Source organism: Actinoplanes sp. NPDC020271 (genome assembly GCF_044388125.1).
GTDB lineage: Bacteria > Actinomycetota > Actinomycetes > Mycobacteriales > Micromonosporaceae > Actinoplanes.
This window is the reverse complement of sequence record NZ_JBIRWQ010000035.1, coordinates 37,137-52,697: the sequence shown is the minus strand read 5'-3', so window position 1 is coordinate 52,697 and position 15,561 is coordinate 37,137. Positions and strand designations below refer to the sequence as shown.

Annotated in this window: 11 protein-coding genes and 1 pseudogene; 4 read left to right on the top strand and 8 right to left on the bottom strand. The window is 71.3% G+C overall.

Annotated elements, in window-relative coordinates:
- Window positions 1–181: 181 nt before the first annotated feature.
- On the bottom strand, window positions 182–1,615 hold the full coding sequence (locus tag ACH442_RS42910) for an AAA family ATPase (protein WP_396343916.1): 1,434 nt from the start codon (window positions 1,613–1,615) through the stop codon (window positions 182–184).
- 172 nt (window positions 1,616–1,787) lie between these two features.
- On the opposite strand from ACH442_RS42910, the gene ACH442_RS42905 reads away from it, so the two are divergent.
- Both ACH442_RS42905 and ACH442_RS42900 read left to right on the top strand, forming a co-directional pair.
- Window positions 1,788–2,279 carry a sigma-70 family RNA polymerase sigma factor gene (locus tag ACH442_RS42905; RefSeq protein ID WP_396343915.1) on the top strand — a complete coding sequence of 164 codons (492 nt, stop codon included), beginning with the start codon at window positions 1,788–1,790 and terminating at the stop codon, window positions 2,277–2,279.
- A 57-nt stretch (window positions 2,280–2,336) separates the two neighbouring features.
- Complete coding sequence (locus ACH442_RS42900) at window positions 2,337–4,469, top strand: hypothetical protein (protein ID WP_396343914.1); 2,133 nt, start codon at window positions 2,337–2,339, stop codon at window positions 4,467–4,469.
- 21 nt (window positions 4,470–4,490) lie between these two features.
- On the opposite strand, the gene ACH442_RS42895 is transcribed toward ACH442_RS42900, so the two are convergent.
- On the bottom strand, window positions 4,491–5,219 hold the full coding sequence (locus ACH442_RS42895) for an alpha/beta fold hydrolase (RefSeq protein ID WP_396343913.1): 729 nt from the start codon (window positions 5,217–5,219) through the stop codon (window positions 4,491–4,493).
- Between the two features lie 87 nt (window positions 5,220–5,306).
- Here ACH442_RS42895 and ACH442_RS42890 point away from each other — a divergent pair, with 87 nt between their 5' ends.
- The gene (locus ACH442_RS42890; protein WP_396343911.1) at window positions 5,307–5,735 is read left to right on the top strand and encodes a winged helix-turn-helix transcriptional regulator; all 429 of its coding nucleotides are present in this window, start codon (window positions 5,307–5,309) and stop codon (window positions 5,733–5,735) included.
- 20 nt (window positions 5,736–5,755) lie between these two features.
- Here the strand turns inward: ACH442_RS42890 and ACH442_RS42885 are convergent.
- The 4 genes and pseudogenes from ACH442_RS42885 to ACH442_RS42870 form a co-directional block, all read right to left on the bottom strand.
- Window positions 5,756–6,250, bottom strand: a pseudogene (locus tag ACH442_RS42885) (IS630 family transposase); the annotation flags it as partial.
- 272 nt (window positions 6,251–6,522) lie between these two features.
- On the bottom strand, window positions 6,523–7,917 hold the full coding sequence (locus ACH442_RS42880; RefSeq protein ID WP_396343910.1) for a ricin-type beta-trefoil lectin domain protein: 1,395 nt from the start codon (window positions 7,915–7,917) through the stop codon (window positions 6,523–6,525).
- Between the two features lie 450 nt (window positions 7,918–8,367).
- Entirely contained in the window at window positions 8,368–8,763 is a 396-nt protein-coding gene (locus ACH442_RS42875) for a roadblock/LC7 domain-containing protein (RefSeq protein ID WP_396343909.1), read from the bottom strand.
- Window positions 8,760–9,101, bottom strand: a complete 342-nt coding sequence (locus ACH442_RS42870; RefSeq protein WP_203753601.1) for a hypothetical protein — start codon at window positions 9,099–9,101, stop codon at window positions 8,760–8,762. The genes ACH442_RS42875 and ACH442_RS42870 overlap by 4 nt, the downstream gene beginning before the upstream one ends.
- Before the next feature lie 300 nt (window positions 9,102–9,401).
- Here ACH442_RS42870 and ACH442_RS42865 point away from each other — a divergent pair, with 300 nt between their 5' ends.
- Entirely contained in the window at window positions 9,402–10,295 is an 894-nt protein-coding gene (locus ACH442_RS42865) for a DUF5995 family protein (RefSeq protein WP_396343908.1), read from the top strand.
- On the opposite strand, the gene ACH442_RS42860 is transcribed toward ACH442_RS42865, so the two are convergent.
- Together ACH442_RS42860 and ACH442_RS42855 are read right to left on the bottom strand one after the other, a co-directional pair.
- Window positions 10,282–11,484, bottom strand: a complete 1,203-nt coding sequence (locus tag ACH442_RS42860; RefSeq protein WP_396343907.1) for a TIGR02679 domain-containing protein — start codon at window positions 11,482–11,484, stop codon at window positions 10,282–10,284. The two genes, ACH442_RS42865 and ACH442_RS42860, sit on opposite strands and share 14 nt — an antisense overlap.
- Window positions 11,471–15,559 carry a TIGR02680 family protein gene (locus tag ACH442_RS42855; protein ID WP_396343906.1) on the bottom strand — a complete coding sequence of 1,363 codons (4,089 nt, stop codon included), beginning with the start codon at window positions 15,557–15,559 and terminating at the stop codon, window positions 11,471–11,473. The genes ACH442_RS42860 and ACH442_RS42855 overlap by 14 nt, the downstream gene beginning before the upstream one ends.
- Between the last annotated feature and the right edge of the window lie 2 nt (window positions 15,560–15,561).

Below are 15,561 nucleotides of genomic sequence, written 5' to 3'. Positions count from 1 at the left end.
GTCGCCATCCAGGATTGCGTCGCCATCCAGGATTGCGTCGCCATCCAGGATTGCGTCGCCTCCGGCGCCGCGGCATTGCGCCCTTGGCCGCCGGCGTCGAGAGCTCCGGAAACGACCACGGCTTCGCCTGGCCGTTTCCGGAGCTCTCGACGCCGGCGGGCGCAATGCGGGGTGGTTGTTCTCAGTCGCGCAGCACCGTGCGCAGCGACTCCAGCCGGTGCGCGGTGTCGACCAGCAGCCCCGGCGCCTCGGCGCTGCGGGTCGCCGACGCGAACGCCATCTGCCCCCGCAACAGGCTGATCATCGCCCGGCGCAGCTCGTCCGCCGGGCCCAGGTCCGCCCCGGCCAGCAGCGCCGCGGCCGCGTCCGGGGCACCGGCCCGGTACTTGGCGCGGGCGGCCAGCAACTCGCGGTCGGCCCGCAACCCCGGGTCGCCGGACCCCGGGTCGCCGGTCAGCTCCGCGGCCCGCGCCAGGAACGCCGCCGCCGCGGCCAGCCCACCCCGGTCCTGCGCCCGGTCCGCGGAGGCGACCAGCTCGGCGGCGACCGTCTCGTCGGTGCCGGCCGTCGCATACGCCCGATGCCACGCGTGCCGGTCCGGGTCCGCCTCCCGCGACGTGGCCTCGGCCAGCGCGGCGTGCACCCGGCGCCGGTTCGCCGACGACGCCGCACCGTAGACCGCCGACCGCACCAGCGTGTGCCGGAACACCACCCGCGACCGGATCTGCAACAGCCCCGCCGCGTGCAGCGGGTCACCGGCCTCCGGACCCAGCCCCAGATGCGCCGCCGCCCGCCGCGGCAGGAACGCGTCACCGACCGGGTCCGCGGCGGCCAGCAACAGCAGCAGCCGCGCCTCGGCCGGCAGCTCGTCGATGCGGCGCAGGAAGCTCTCCTCGATCCGGCCGTGCCCCTGCGCCAGCCCGAACCCACCGGCCAGCCGCGCCGGCGACCAGCTCAGCGGCAACTCCAGCAGAGCCAGCGGATTGCCCCGCGCCTCGGCCAGCAGCGCACTCCGCACGTCGGCGTCCAGCGGCCAGCGGACCACCGACTCCAGCAGTTCCCGCGCGTCCCTCTCGGACAGCCCGGCGACCGGCAGCTCCGGCAACCGGCCCGAACTGTCGCTCTCCCGCGTCGCGAAGACCATGACGACCGACTCGGCGTGCAACCGCCGCGCCACGAACGCCAGCGTCTGCGCCGACGCCTGATCCAGCCACTGCGCGTCGTCGACCACGCAGAACAGCGGACGCTCGGTCGCCACCTCGGCCAGCAGCGTCAGCACCGCCAGCCCGACGAAGAACGGCTCCGGCGCCGCAACCCCGCGCAGCCCGAACGTCATCTCCAGGGCTTCCCGCTGCGGCGCCGGCAGCCGGTCCAGGTGATCGAGCACCGGGCCGCACAGCCGCTGCAGCGCCGCGAACGGCAGCTCCATCTCCGACTCGACCCCGGCCACCCGCGCGATCCGCAGGCCTTTCGCGCTCTCGACCGCCGCGTCCAGCAACGCCGACTTGCCGATCCCGGCCTCGCCGACCACCACCAGCACACCACTGCGACCACCCCGGGTCGCCTGCAACAGGCCGGCCAGCGCCGCCTGCTCACGATTCCGCCCCCGCAACACGTGATCGATCCTTGGACAGCTCGTCACGCACCGTCAATAGGCGACGTCACGGGTAGGGCATTGAACCCCGAGAACCCGTATACGTGGGGTTGACACGGGACAACCACGGGACTTCGCCACCAGTACCCCGTACGGGCGCGAAGTGCGTGTTCCGGCGAGCAGGGTGGCCGGCGTGAGAGACGACCGCCTGACCGACCTGCACCACCGATACGCGCGTGACCTCCTCGGCTTCCTGTCCGGGTTCACCGCGGGTAACCGGTTCAGTGCCGAAGACCTCCTGCAGGAGACGATGATCCGGGCCTGGGGGCACCTCGACGCACTCCCCACCGAGCCCGAACACACCCGGCGCTGGCTGTTCACGGTCGCCCGCAACATCGCCATCGACGCTGTCCGGCGCAAACACGCGCGGCCGTCCGAGGTCGGCCTCGGCGACGTGATCGAACCGGGCCCGGACGACACGTCAGCGACCGTGATGGCCGTCGACGCGCTGCGGACCGCGATCGGCAACCTGAGCACGCCGCACCGGCGGGTGCTCGCCGAGCTGTATGTGCACGGCCGCAGCCCGGGCGAGGCGGCCCGGCGGCTGGGCGTGCCGATCGGGACGATCAAGTCGCGCGCCCACTACGCCCTGCGCTCGGTGCGCACCTTCGTCGACAGCCGCTGACCGGCTGAGCGACCCGAATCCCTCAAGAGCTTTGCGCGTACGCCGATGGTGGCGGCCATGATCCGGCTCCCGTCAGCGCTGCTCGGCGCGGCTCTGCTGCTCGCCACTCCGGCCGCCGCGCACGCCGCACCGACGGAGACCACCGTCACCGGGATCCTGCATCGCGCTGTCCTCGACACGTTCCCGGCGGGCCCGGAGGTCGTGCGGACCACCGTCGCCACCGAGCCCGGCACCACGCTCGACGTCCCGGAAACCCTGGCGCGGGGTATCGGCGAGGGATCCACGGTGACGGTCACGGCCGGGGCGGACGGGGCGGTCGAGCGGATTCACGGCCGTACGGCGATCGCTTCGAACGAAAGCGTGACCGGAACGCACCACCTGGTGTTCGTGCCGGTTTTCTGGCAGGCCGGCGCGGACGCCTCGGCGCTGCCCTCCGCGGCGGTCTTCGCCGCGGCCACCACCGGCGTCGACGCGTATTACGACACCGTGACCGCGGGCGCGATCCGCTTCACCCTCGACAAGGTCACCGCCCCGCAGCAGATCGTCGCGACCGGTTGTGACACCGACGCCGTCGAAACGGCCGCGCGCGCCGTCGCCGGAGTTGCCACGGACCGGTTCCACCACGTCGTCGCCTACTTCCCGCCCGAGAGGTCGTGCGGTTTCGCGGGCCTCGGCTATGTCGGCAGCGGTGGTTTCGTCTGGTTGAACGGTTACACCAGCACGCACGTGCTCGGGCACGAACTCGGCCACAACCTGGGTCTGCGGCACAGCGACGGATACCACTGCTGGTCCGACGACGCCCGCTCCGACCCGGTCCCGCTGTCCGGCAATTGTCAGCCCGAGGTGTACGCCGACCCGTGGGACATCATGGGTGGCCGCGCCACCGGCGAGCTGACCGCGGCGCACCTGGACCAGCTCGGCGTGCTCGGTTCCGGCGGCACCGCGCCGGTGACCGCCGGGCAGCCGGTCGTGCTGGCGCCGCTCTCCGGCGGGACCGGGCTGCGGCAGGTGACCTACCGGTCCGGGACCCGCACGTACTACCTGGAGTACCGCGACGGCGGCCGCCTCGACCAGCCGTTGTCCGGCGCCGGCACCGGGCTCGCGGTGCGGTTCCTCGACACCGCGATGGACGGCAGCTACGCGCACGAGCATCAACTGGTGTCGTATCACCCGGCCATGCCGGTGCTGCGTCCCGGCGAAGGCTGGAACGACCCGGCCGGCACGATCAGCATCCGCACCGGCGCGGCCACCGCGGCGGGCCTGCCGGTGACCGTCGACGGGGTCACCGACACGCGGGCGCCGTCCGCTTTTGATCTGCTCAGCCCGACGCCGTCGGCGTCGCTGACCAGTTCCCGGGCCACGGTCACGTGGACGCCGGTCACCGACGACACCGGGGTCACGTCGGTGACCGTACTGCTGGACGGCTCGGCCGTGGCCACCGCAGCGGGGACCGCGACCTCGGCCACCGTGACGATCCCGGACGGCCGGCACACGCTGCAGGCCGTCGCCACCGACCCGTTCGGCAACACCAGCCGGACCGGCACGGTCACGGTGACCGTCGACGGCAGCGCCCCGGCCGGCACTCCCGCACCGATCGCCGGCCTGCGCGCCGGAGAGACCGTCGGCCCGGCCTCGGTCCCGGTGTCGGTGAGCTGGGGACTGACCGACCCGAACGGTGTCGCGCAGCAGCGCGTCGCGCGGGACTCGGGCGCGTTCACCACGATCGGCACCACCGTCCGCAGGATCGACGCGACGGTCAAGCCCGGAGTCAGGACCCGCTGGCAACTCGCCGTCGACGACAACCTCGGACATTCCGGTACGGTCGTGGGCGGCTGGAACACCGCGACCCTGAACCTGCGTGGCGGCACCTACACGGGGGCCTGGTCCACGGTCAAGGGTTCCACCCGCCTGGGCGGCAGCGAGCAGTCCACGACGTCGCGGGGTGCGGCCGTCTCGTACGCGTTCACGGGCCGCTCGATCGGCCTGATCGGCACCCGCGACAAGACCACGGGTGCGGTCGACGTGTATGTCGACGGTGCCAAGTTCGGCACGATCAACCTGCGCAACGGCGTGACCCGCAACCGTGGCATCGTCTACACCCTGACGTGGACCGCCCCCGGCACCCACACCGTCACGTTCGTCAACCGGGGCCCGTGCTTCAACGTCGACGCCGTCACCACCATCGGCTAGTGCATCGTGACGCTGATCGACTTACTTGGTGTTGTTCGCGGGGAGCGGGTCTTTGCTCAACAATGCCGCGACGGCTTCGGGGTGGGTGACCATGAGCGCGTGCGGGCCGTTGATTTCGAAGTACCGGCCATCCTGTCGCTCGTCGGCCGGTAACCCGGCGTGCGACCCCATCTCCACGGTCCGGGCGGCGACAATGTGCCGGCGCGGCACCGCCTCGAGCGCGGCCTGATCACGCAGGACGAGCCGCTGCTCGGAGGCTCGCCACGGGTGTGGGGTCATGCGTGCCAAGGTCCACGTGACCTCGCGCGGATCGGTGATGCCGTAGAACGCCACAAGGTCCTCACTCGGGAACACCATCAACTCCACCCCGTCCACGACCCGGCGGGGAAACTGGTCCGGGTCGGCCGCGGGAGGGAACATCTCGGTGTGCGACAGGCCCATGGGCGCGTCGAGGTAGACCAGCCGCGCGACGCGGTCGGGGACCCGGTCCGCCACACCGGTGACGACGACTCCGCCGTAGCTGTGGCCGACCAGCACCACGTCTTTCAGATCGTCGTACGTCAAGATGTTCGTCACGTCGTCGACGTGCGTCTCCAAGTCGACGCTCGCGTTCAGCAGATGGACTCGATCACCCTCTCCGGTCAGGCTCGGCGTGTGCACGCTGTGCCCCTCGGCTTCGAGTAGCCGGCGCACCTTGTGCCATGCCCAGCCACCGAGTCCGGCACCGGCAACCATCACGTACGTCGTCATTGCAGCTCTCCCGTCCAAGAATGTGACGACGACGCTATCCGGGCAGCTCAGGGGCGAGAAGAACGCACTTTCGGGTAAGGTCGTCCGATGCGCGAGTCGGTTTTGTCACCGGAGGTCTTCGCCGACGACTGTGAGGGCCGGCCGGTCTTCGACGCCCTCACGAGCCGCTGGGCCGTTCTAATATTGGGCGCGCTGCTGGTGCGGCCGCACCGCTTTGCGGAGCTGCTCGGCACCATCGAGGGCGTCAGCGAGAAGATGTTGTCGCAGACCCTGCGTAACCTCACCCGCGACGGCTTTGTTCAGCGCTCGGTGACCGCCACCGTGCCGATCCAGACCTCGTACGCCTTGACGGACCTCGGCATTCAGGCAGCACCACAGGTGGTGAAACTCGCCTTGTGGGTCCGCCACCACGCCGATGACATCCGGGCGGCTCGATCGTCCCACGACGCGGACCGACCCGTCCCGCCCGCCGAGGCGAACCGTCATCACGGCCCCGCCAGGCAGCAGGTCGACTAGTTCATCATGATGTTGATCGATTACTGCGAGTTGTTCGCGACGAGCTTCTTGATGTTGAGTTGGACGAGCCTGACCTTGGCCAGGATCTGGTCGGCGGTCGCGGTCCACTGGAACGGTCGCGGATTGGTGTTCCAGGAGACGATGTAGGCCCGGATGGTTCGGACGAGGATCTGCACGGAGGCGAAGGTGCCGCGGCGGATGGCCTGACGGGTGATGATGCCGAACCAGGTCTCGATCTGATTCAGCCAGCTAGAGCCTTTCGGCGTGAAATGGAAGTGCACGTTCGGGTTCGCGGCCAGCCAGGCCCGGACGTCAGGGGTGGTGTGGGTGGACAGGTTGTCCAGCACGACATGGACCTCACGGCCGGCGTGCGGGGCGACGGCCTTCTTCAGGAAGGCCAGGAACGCAGGCCCGTTACGGCTGGGCACGCAGTCGCCGACAACTTCGCCGGTGTTCACGTTCAACGCGGCGAACAGGTTGGTGGTGCCGTGCCGCACATAGTCGTGGGTGCGCTGCTGCACCGACGGCACGATCGTCGCCGACGGCGCCGCCGGCTCGGTCTACCCGGGCCGGCCCTGCAGCACCCAAGGGCAGGCGCAGTGACCGCCTGGCAGCCGTTCGTGCCGTGGTTGCCTCGCGGCACGGCCGGTGTGCTGACCGCGGATCCGGAGAACGCGAAACGCGTGTCCGGCACGCGGGTCGCCGTACCACGACGGAGTCGTTCCCGTTCGGCGCGCACGACTCGCGGGCGGCGGCGTGCACCGCCCGCGAGGCCGGGTCGGGCGGATCAGCCCCGGTAGGCGCCGATGATCTTCGTGAACTGGTACGCGGACTGGGACACGCCGCTGCACGTGTCGTCGTTCGGGTACGCGCCCGGGCACTGCCGGTCCCGGTTCAGCGACCAGAACGTCAGCCGGGCGATGGTGTGCTGCTGGGCGTACGCGGTGATGGTCTGCATGTCGGCCAGGGTCACTGTCGCGTTCTCGTCGGTGATGCCGTTCATCGACGAGATGCCCACGTGCTGGTACGCGTCGGCGTCCGACCACCCGTACGCCGTCTTCAGTTTGTTCTTCAGCCCGTCGGCGGCCTGGATCGTGAGCTGGCCCTGGTTACCGGTGGTGTTGCCCCAGTCGAAGGTCATGATGCCCCAGCCGTCGACGACGAGGCCGGCCGCGGCCGCCCGGTTGATCAGTGACGCGTCGGGCCCGCCGGTGCCGCTGCCCAGGGTGATGTAGGTGGTGATGCCCGGGTTGTTGGCCTTGACGGTCTTCAACGCGTCGACGGTCTTCTGCTGGTCGGTGGCGCTGTTGTACGGCGTGCCCTCGATGTCGATGTCGATGGCCTTGAGCCCGTACGCGTTGATCACCTTCTGGTACGCCGCCGCCAGTGCCGAGGCGCTGGAGCAGGTGTGTTCGAGCCACGGCCCGGCCGCCCCGCCGAACGAGACGACGACGTCACCGCCGTTGGCCCGGATGGTGTTGATCGCGGTCTGGTCGGCGCCACCGGTCAGCGCGCGCGAGCCGTCCCACTTCGGGTCGCAGGTGCCGCTGTTGAGGATGAACGCCATGGTGAACCATTTGACGCCGGTCGTGGTGGTGACCGTGGTCAGGTTCGGCGGGTTGCCCCAGCCGGTGTAGTAGTAGGGCGCGACGGCTTTGATGCCGGGGCCGCCGGTGGCCGGGGGAGTGGTCGGCGTCGAGGAGCCGCCGATGGTCCACTTCTGGTTGGGCGTGCCGGTGCACGACCAGATCTGCAGCTTGGCACCGTTGGCGGTGCTCTTGTCCTTGACGTCGAGGCACTTGCCGGACGCCGTGTTGACCAGGGTGCCGGCCGCACTGAGCGTCCACTTCTGGCTGGTCACGGTGTCGTAGCAGTCCCAGAGGTGCACGGCTGCGCCGTCGGTGGTCGCGTTGTTGGCGACGTCGAGGCATTTGCCCTTGCCCTGGACCGTGCCGTTGTCGGCGAAGGTCCAGGTCTGGTTGCTGCTGCCGGCGACGCAGTCCCAGAGCTGGGGCGGGTTGCCGTTGGCGGTCGAGCCGTCGGTGACGTCCAGGCACTTGCCGTTGAGCGAGCTCGTGACGGTGCCGGCGCTGGCCGCCGAGGCGCTGGTGATGCCGAGGACGCCGAGCGTCGCGACGACCAGTGCCGAGGTGGTGACGGCGAGGATGCGGGAGCGTTTCACGGGGGGTCTCCCTTGCCGAGAGAGGGGGATTGGTAAGGCAGTTAACAATTACGCTCGCGTCGATGTGCCGGTCAACGGCACGCAGCGCGATCAACCGCGCGTTTCCCCAGCTCAGGCCCGTGCTACTGCTTAACCTTAAATAACCTTAAATGTATGAAACACGGCAGCTCCGGCCATGCTGTGAACCTGTCCACCGGCTCGGCCGGGCGCGCCTGGACCCGGGTTCTGTCCCGCGGTGAAACGTCACGCAGGGCACAGCCACGACCGTGGAACAGCGCGACCCGATCAGAACCGGGCCGCGCGCTGCTGCCGGAGACGCCGTCGAGTCCGGCGGCCGGCGCCCCGCTGCTCGATCGCAGGACGCCGGTCCGGCCGAGCACGCCCCGCCGGCCGGCGCGCTCGGCAACAGTCATGACCCGTCGGAATACGGAGGGCCGGGTACCGGCACACTCACATGTGGTGCGCGGGCCGCACGTTCAGCATCTCGGCCAGCCGGTTGGTGACCGGCCGCGCCTCCAGGTGCAGCCGGGCGATGTTGAGCTGCCCGTCGCCGATCACGACCAGCAGCGCCAGCTCACCGATCGCGTACACCGACAGGTAGCCGTTCTGGTTGTGGATCGTCACGTCGGAGAACCCGCCCTGTGACAGGACCGCCCCGGTCGTACGGCTGATCCCGTGCGCGCCCGCCGCCAGCGCCGCCACGTCGTGCGGCTCGGTTCCGGTCGTGGTGTCGTAGAGCATGAGCAGGCCGTCGACGCCGGCCACGACACACCCGAGCACGCCCGGGACCTGCACACGCAGACGAGTGAGCTCAGCGAGGACGTGCTGCTCCTCGATGGTCGTCATACGTCGAGGTCCGCCTCGATCTTGCGCAGCTGGTGACGCGCCAGGCCCAGGTTCGCCCGGTCCTTCTGCAGCGACAGGTACAGGAAGAACGCGTCGCCGTTGCGCTTGTTCTGCAGGAGGCGGATCAGGTGGTACTGGGTGTCGAGGGTGATCAGGATGTCCTCGATGCCGTCCTGCAGGCCGAGCATGTTCAGGGTGCGAACCTTGGCGCGGATCACGTCGGTGTTGCCCGCCGCCGCGATGTTCATGTCCATGATCTGCCCGCCGCCGAGCACACCCAGCGTCAGTCCGCTGGTGTAATCCACCAGCGCGACGCCGATGGCGCCCTCGATGGACATGGCTTCCTTGAGGGCCGTCTCGATATTCACTGCCTAGCTCCGTTCCGACAAATCATGTTCAGCCGCGACAACCGTGGCACGCGTGATCAGGAAGGGCACTGTACTGAACCGAGGTCGGTACGAAGATCTTTGCCCGTATCGCCCGAACGGCCCTTGAAACATCGCAACGGTGGATGGACTTTTCCCCGAACCGAAAGGACAGGAAATTATCGGGAATATCCGAATGGCATGGTGATACGTCGGTCATCGGACAAAGAAACATAGTTTCCCGTACGCCCGGTGAGCGTTCACGATGTCTGCGTGAACTTCGACCGAGCCCGAGCGCAGTCCAGTGCCGTCGCCCTCGCCGACGGCCGGCAACGCCTCGCCCGCGCGGTGACCGCCGCCGCGCACGACTGGGCGCCCGCCCAGCGGGAGATGCTGGCCATGGTCGCGACCCCGCCCGAGGACATCGCCGGTGTCATTGAACGGATCGGGAACGTACAGGAAATTCTTGATTCTCTGCCGCCGAGCCCCGGCAACAATCGGGTCGCCGCGTTCAACACCCTCTACCTGACGATCACCGAGCAGGTCGCCGACAGCCTCACCGGCCCCGACGTCACCGACCCGCACTGGCTGGAAACCCTCGACGTCGAATTCGCCCGCCTCTACTTCAAGGCCCTCGGCACGTGGGGCGTCACCGGCGCCAACCCGGCCGGCGCGTGGGAGGTCCTGTTCCGCCGCGCTCACGACGACACCGTCACCGCCATGGACGCCGCCGTCCTGGGCGTCAACGCCCACATCAACCACGACCTCGCCCTGGCCGTGGTCGCCACCTGGGAACGCCTCGGGTACCCCGGCGACGGCCCGCAGCACCCCGACTACCTGCTGGTGAACAAGATCTTCTACCAGCAGATCCCGCTGTTGCGCCGCCGCTTCGCCACCGCCTGGCAACTCGAGATCGACCGCTGCGTCGGCGACCTCGACGACTGGAGCCAGCGCATCCTGGTCCGCACCACCCGCGCCATGGCCTGGGAACAGGCCGAGGTCCTGTGGCGCCTGCGCGACGACCCGGAGGACCTGGCCCGTGCCCTGCTGGTGCTCGACCGCGCCTCCGCCTGCGCCGGCGAAACCCTGCTCACGGGAACCACCCTGCTCAAAGCCGTCTGGCTGACCGCCGCCGCCTGGTTCCGCCGCCTCGTCAAGCGCCGCTGACCGGCCCGCGCCCGCTGCATCCCACCAGGTCGCCGGCAAGGGTGTCGAGAAGGCGCTCCTCCATGACCGACCGGCCGTGGCGCCGCATCAGCTCCGCCAGCTCCGGGTCCCACGGCGTCGCCGCCGGCGTGCCGATCAGCGCACCGCCGGTGGCCACGGCCTCCGAGTAGACGGCGGCGCTCATCCGCCACGGCACCGCCGTCGGATAACGGTTCATGGCCGCCGCCGTCAACCGCACCCCGGCCCAGTCGAAGTCGTTGCGCCACCGGATCAGGGTGTCCGGCCCGGCCGCCTCCAGCAGCCGGTGCACCGCCACCGACGGCACCCCCTCGGTGCACACCAGGGGCGCGGTCGCCCGCCCGGCCATCGCCCGCAGCACCGCCGGGTTCTCGCACACGAAGATCTCCGGCACGTCCAGCACCAGGGACGACAGCCGCAGCTGGTGCAGCGTGACCCGGAACGGCACGTGCGCACCCGCCGCCCCGCTCAGCCAGCCACCGAGCAGGCCACCCGCCGCCGGCAGGTTCAGCACGAGGACCTGGCTGGCCAGGTCGTCGGGCACCACCCCGGCCAGTTCCCACAGCGCCCGTTCCGGCTCGGCGCCGCCCGGCACCGGCACGTCGTGCCATGCGGCCAGGGCCCGCAGCACGAGCCCGCGGGCCGGCCCGTCGGCGAGCGCCTTGGTGTCCCCAAGGATGCGTTCGGCGAAGACCGGCATCGGCTCGGCCTCGGCCGGGAGCGCATCCAGCACCGCCACGACCTCGCCGAACGGCAGGCCACCACGGACGATCCGGGTCAGCGTGCCGTCCCGGCGCATCCTCTCCAGCCAGTCGAGGTACCAGGGCTGTTCGGCATGCCGGCTCCCCGCGGCCAGGGCGAGGACCGCATCCCGCCCGACCGCCTCCCGGGCGCGTTCCCCGGGCCGGTTGCGGAACGGACCGACCGCCTCGGCCAGGCTGACCCCATGGGCCGAGCGCAGGAACGCGTCGACGTCGGCCAGCCGCACGCTGACCCGCGCGACCCCGGCCGGCCGGTGCACCCCCGTCACCCCGATCACGACCAGCCGTTCGGCGTCGCCGGGCGCGGTCAGCGACACCGACCCCTCGAGGCTGCCACCGGTGCGTTCCAGGCTGCGCCGGGCCGCGGCCAGCAGTCGCCGCCAGCCCGGATCCTGATCAACCGGCGGCACGGCGGGTCTCCGGCGATCCCAAGGCCCGCGCCAGGGTCCCGTCGAAGTCGGCGACGTTCATCTTGCCGTCCCAGACCAGCAGCACCGTCGAGACCGTGTGCTCCACCGTGGAGTGCGACAGGTCGTAGTGGGCACAACCGGTCACCGCCGGGTGTGTGGCCCACAGGTCGTACCCGGTCATGAACAGATCCAGGTCGAACTGCTTGGCCAGGGACATCAGCTCACCGCGGCCGTTGTCGTCGACCCCGGCGAACGCCTCGTCGAGACCGAGCAGCCGCGGCGCGTCCGGCCGCGCCGATCCGAACAACGCGTTCGCCGCCGCGAACAACGGCAGGTGCAGCGAGACCGACTGCTCACCACCGGAGAGCTGACTGTGCCGGGCCCGGGTCAGCGGCTCGGTGCTCCCACCCGGCCGGTGCAGCGCGAACGCGAACACCCGCCACTGCCGGTAATCGAGCACCTCGGCCAGCAACTCCCGGTACGGCTTCTCCGGCGCCTGCGCCCGCGCCGTCTTGATCCGCGACGCGAAGTGCCGCCGTAACGTCGTCAACTGCCCCGGCCCGAGCCGCGCCGGATCACGCTCCAGCAGTTTGCACACCTCACGCTGCTCCGGGTCCAGATCGTCGGAGAGCCGCCACCCGACCCCGACGGTCAACCCCGACGACATCCGCCGTGCCCGCATCTGTGTGTCCATCGCGTCGACCAGGTCCCGCGCCTCGATCGTGCGCCGGTGGATCTGCCCGGCCAGCGAGCCCAGCAGCGCGTCCTCGAACACCCGCTGCTCCGCCTCGGTCAGCAGCTGCTCCTGATCACGGCGCTCACCGGCGATCCGTTCGGCGAAGTGCGCGACCGGCGTCAATCCCTGCTCGTCGGCGACCCGCACCACGATGACACCCTCGTCGGTGTCCCACTCCGGCCGATGATCCAGACCGGCCGCCGGGAGTTGCGCCTGCAACTCGGTCAGTGCCGTCGTCAGCCGCGTCGCCGACTGCTTCAGCGACGTCTCGGTCGGCGACAGATCGCGCGTCGCGGCCAGGATCGCCTCGTGCAGCGCCACCACCTCCGGCGACAGATCAACCTCCGCGTCATCGGTCACCGGCCAGCGCAGCGTCACCGGGCAGCGCATCAGACCCAGAAGATCCGATTGGGCGTACGGCCTGAGCCGCACCGCCTCGCGCCGAGCCTCCCCGGCCGCCTCCCGCACGGACTCCTCGCCGACCCGTACCCGCTCCTGGGCGCCGACCAGCCGGCGGTCGGCCGCGGTGTAGGCCTCCCGGGCACGGCGCAGCGCCGTCTCCGCCGTCGCCACCGCCACCTCGGTCTGCGCGACCTCGGCGAGGACCTGCGCGGCTTCCGCCCCGATCGCCGCGGACAGCGTGCGCAGCTCCTCGTCCTTCTCCGCGTGCCGGGCCTGCGCCTCCCGCGCGTTCTGCGCCGCCGCCTCCACCCGCAGCTCGGCTTCGGTGTGCCGTTCCGCCGCCTCGGCCGCCAGCAACTCGCCCCGCTCGGCCGACTCGTGCACGTGGCGCACCTCGATGCCGAGCCGCTCGAACCGGTCGACCGCCGCGCCGACGGTCTCCAGACGCTCGACCGGCAGGGATCGCTCGGCGACCGCGCGACGCAACCCGGCCACCGCCGCGGCCTGCTCCGCGACGGCGGCGTCGAGCCTTCCGGCGGCTTCGTGGGCGCTTTCCCGCCGTACGCGCAGAAGGGTTGTGCTCTGATCCACCGCACGCTCGGCCTTCGCGATGGCGGCGCGCGACGGCAACGCCGCCCCAGCGTGATCAATCGCGGTCAGCGTCGCGCGGCGAACGCCTCGCTCCCGTTCGACGCCGGCGATCTCCGTGTCGAGGCCGGCCACACGCTGATCGCAGTCGGCGATGCGGGCCGCGCGGCGGGTGGCGCGGGCGGTCGCCCCGATGAACTCGGGCCGGTCCTTGACGAAGTAGCCGGTGCCGCTGCCCTGCGCCCACCGGCCCTGCGCGGTCACCCCGGACGGCCCGGTCAGATCGCCGAGCGCGATCCCGCCCAGCGCGGCCACGATCCGGTCTGCGGGCACCAGATCCTGATCCTCGGGAACCAGCACGGCGGCCAGCGTGGCGCCCGGCGCAGGCGTGCCAGTTCGCAGGTAGACATCCTGCTCGGCGACCTCGTCCGGCTCCGGGTGCAGCCACGCGTCGAGCAGCCCGGCGGCGTGCAGCGCGGCTTCGATCCCGGCCGCCTCCGCCTCGGGCAGGTCGTCGGCGAACCGGACCAGGCGCCACAGCGGGGCACCGGCCCGGCCCGCGCGCGGCGCCGGACGCGTCGGCGACGGCGGGGGAGCGTCGTCGTGCTCGGCCGCGATCGCCGACCGCTCGTCCACCACCGCCTGCCGGTCAGTGGTCAGCTGCCCGGCCCTTGCCGTGAGCGCGGCCAGCTCGTCCCGGATCGCCCCGGCCGGCCCAGCGACCCGGGCCGCGAACAGATCACGCAGCCCCGGAGCGTCCCCAGCCGATCCGGGGCGCTCGTCACCGCCCCGCCCGCTCGCTCCGGCAGGCTCGTCATCGGCCGGCCCGCCGGACTCGCCGGTGATCGTCGCGGCCAGCTCCGCGGCCAGACCCGGCAGATCCAGATCGGACAGCAGGCTCGAGTGCTCGCCACCCCACGCGTGCACCGCCGCGGCCGTCCCCCGGGTTGCCGCGTCGAGGGCCGCCGCCGCGGACTCCTGCGCCCCGATCGCCTGGTCCACCGCGGCCCGGGCGTCCCGGTCCTCCTGCGCGGCCCGCCCGTGCTCCCGCTCCGCGTCCGCGAGCCGATCCGCCAGCCCTCGCACGACTCGCACATCGGTGCGCCGCGCTTCGACCCGGGCCGTCAGCCGCGTGTCCAGACCGTCCGGCTCGGCGTCACCGGCCCGCCACTCGATCCCGCCGGTCTCCGCCTCGGCCGCCAGCTCCCCGGCGACCCGCCCGGCCCGCGCCCGCGCATCACGCGCCTCCGCGTCCGCCTTGACCGACTCCGATCGTCGCCGCCCAGCCGTGTCCCGCTCGGTGGCGACCTCCGCCTCGGCCCGCACGACCGCCGCGCCCAGGTCGTGCACGTGCCGTTCCAGATCGGCGAGCTGCTCGTGCGACCGGTACGCCGCCGACCCCTTCAACCGATCCAGATGCGCCCGCAACCGGCCCGGCTCACCCTCGGCCGCCCGGAGGTCCGTTTCCGCGACCGCGGCCGCCTGCTCGGCGGCGAGCGCCTCCCGCCGGTCCGCCGACAGCTTGTCCCGGCGCTCGTCGACGGCCTCCCGCCGCGCGGTCAGCGCATCCGCCGCCGCCCGCGCGTGCGTGCGCAGGTAGGTCGCGTAGACGCCGAGGAACGCGCCGGTCGCGGCATCCGCCGCGATCAACCCCTCGAGCGTACGGGCGACCGCCTCCATGTCGTCGAACGAGCGCGCCGCCTCGACCAGCAGGTGATCCTCCACCGGCCGCAGGCCCCGCTGCAGCGTGCGCGACAACTCGACCGGGTTCAGATCCTTGGCCAGTTGCGGCTTGCGCAACGTCAGCACCAGGTCCAGGAGCTGCTCGTAGCGAGCGGGACCCAGCCCGAACAGCCGTGCGTCGACGAGATGCCGGTACTCATCGGCCGAGTCCTTGACCGATTCCGGCCCCAACGCGTCGATCAGATCCCGCCGCGACACCGGCCGGTCGTCGGCATCCAGCAGCGACAGGTCCACACCCACGCGACCGTCGGCGACGAAGTGCCAGCGCGTCACCCGGTCGTTGTGTTTGTGCGCCCGCAACCCGATGCCGATCGTCACGAACGTCGTGCCGTCGCTGAACTCCATCCACACGTAGGCGTAAGAAGACTCCTGCCCCCGGTAGAGCAGGTTCGACTTCATCGTCCGGTCCTCACCGGCGAACGGGTTGAGCCGGCGCGGCTCGATCCGCCCGTCCAGCACGAACGGGAACAGCACTTCCAGCGCCTTGGTCTTGCCGGATCCGTTCGGGCCGCGCAGCACCAGCCAGCCGTCGACGAACAGGAACTCCTCGTCCCGGTAGTCCCACAGGTTGACGATCCCGGCCCGGGTGGGGGCGAAGCGTGCCAACG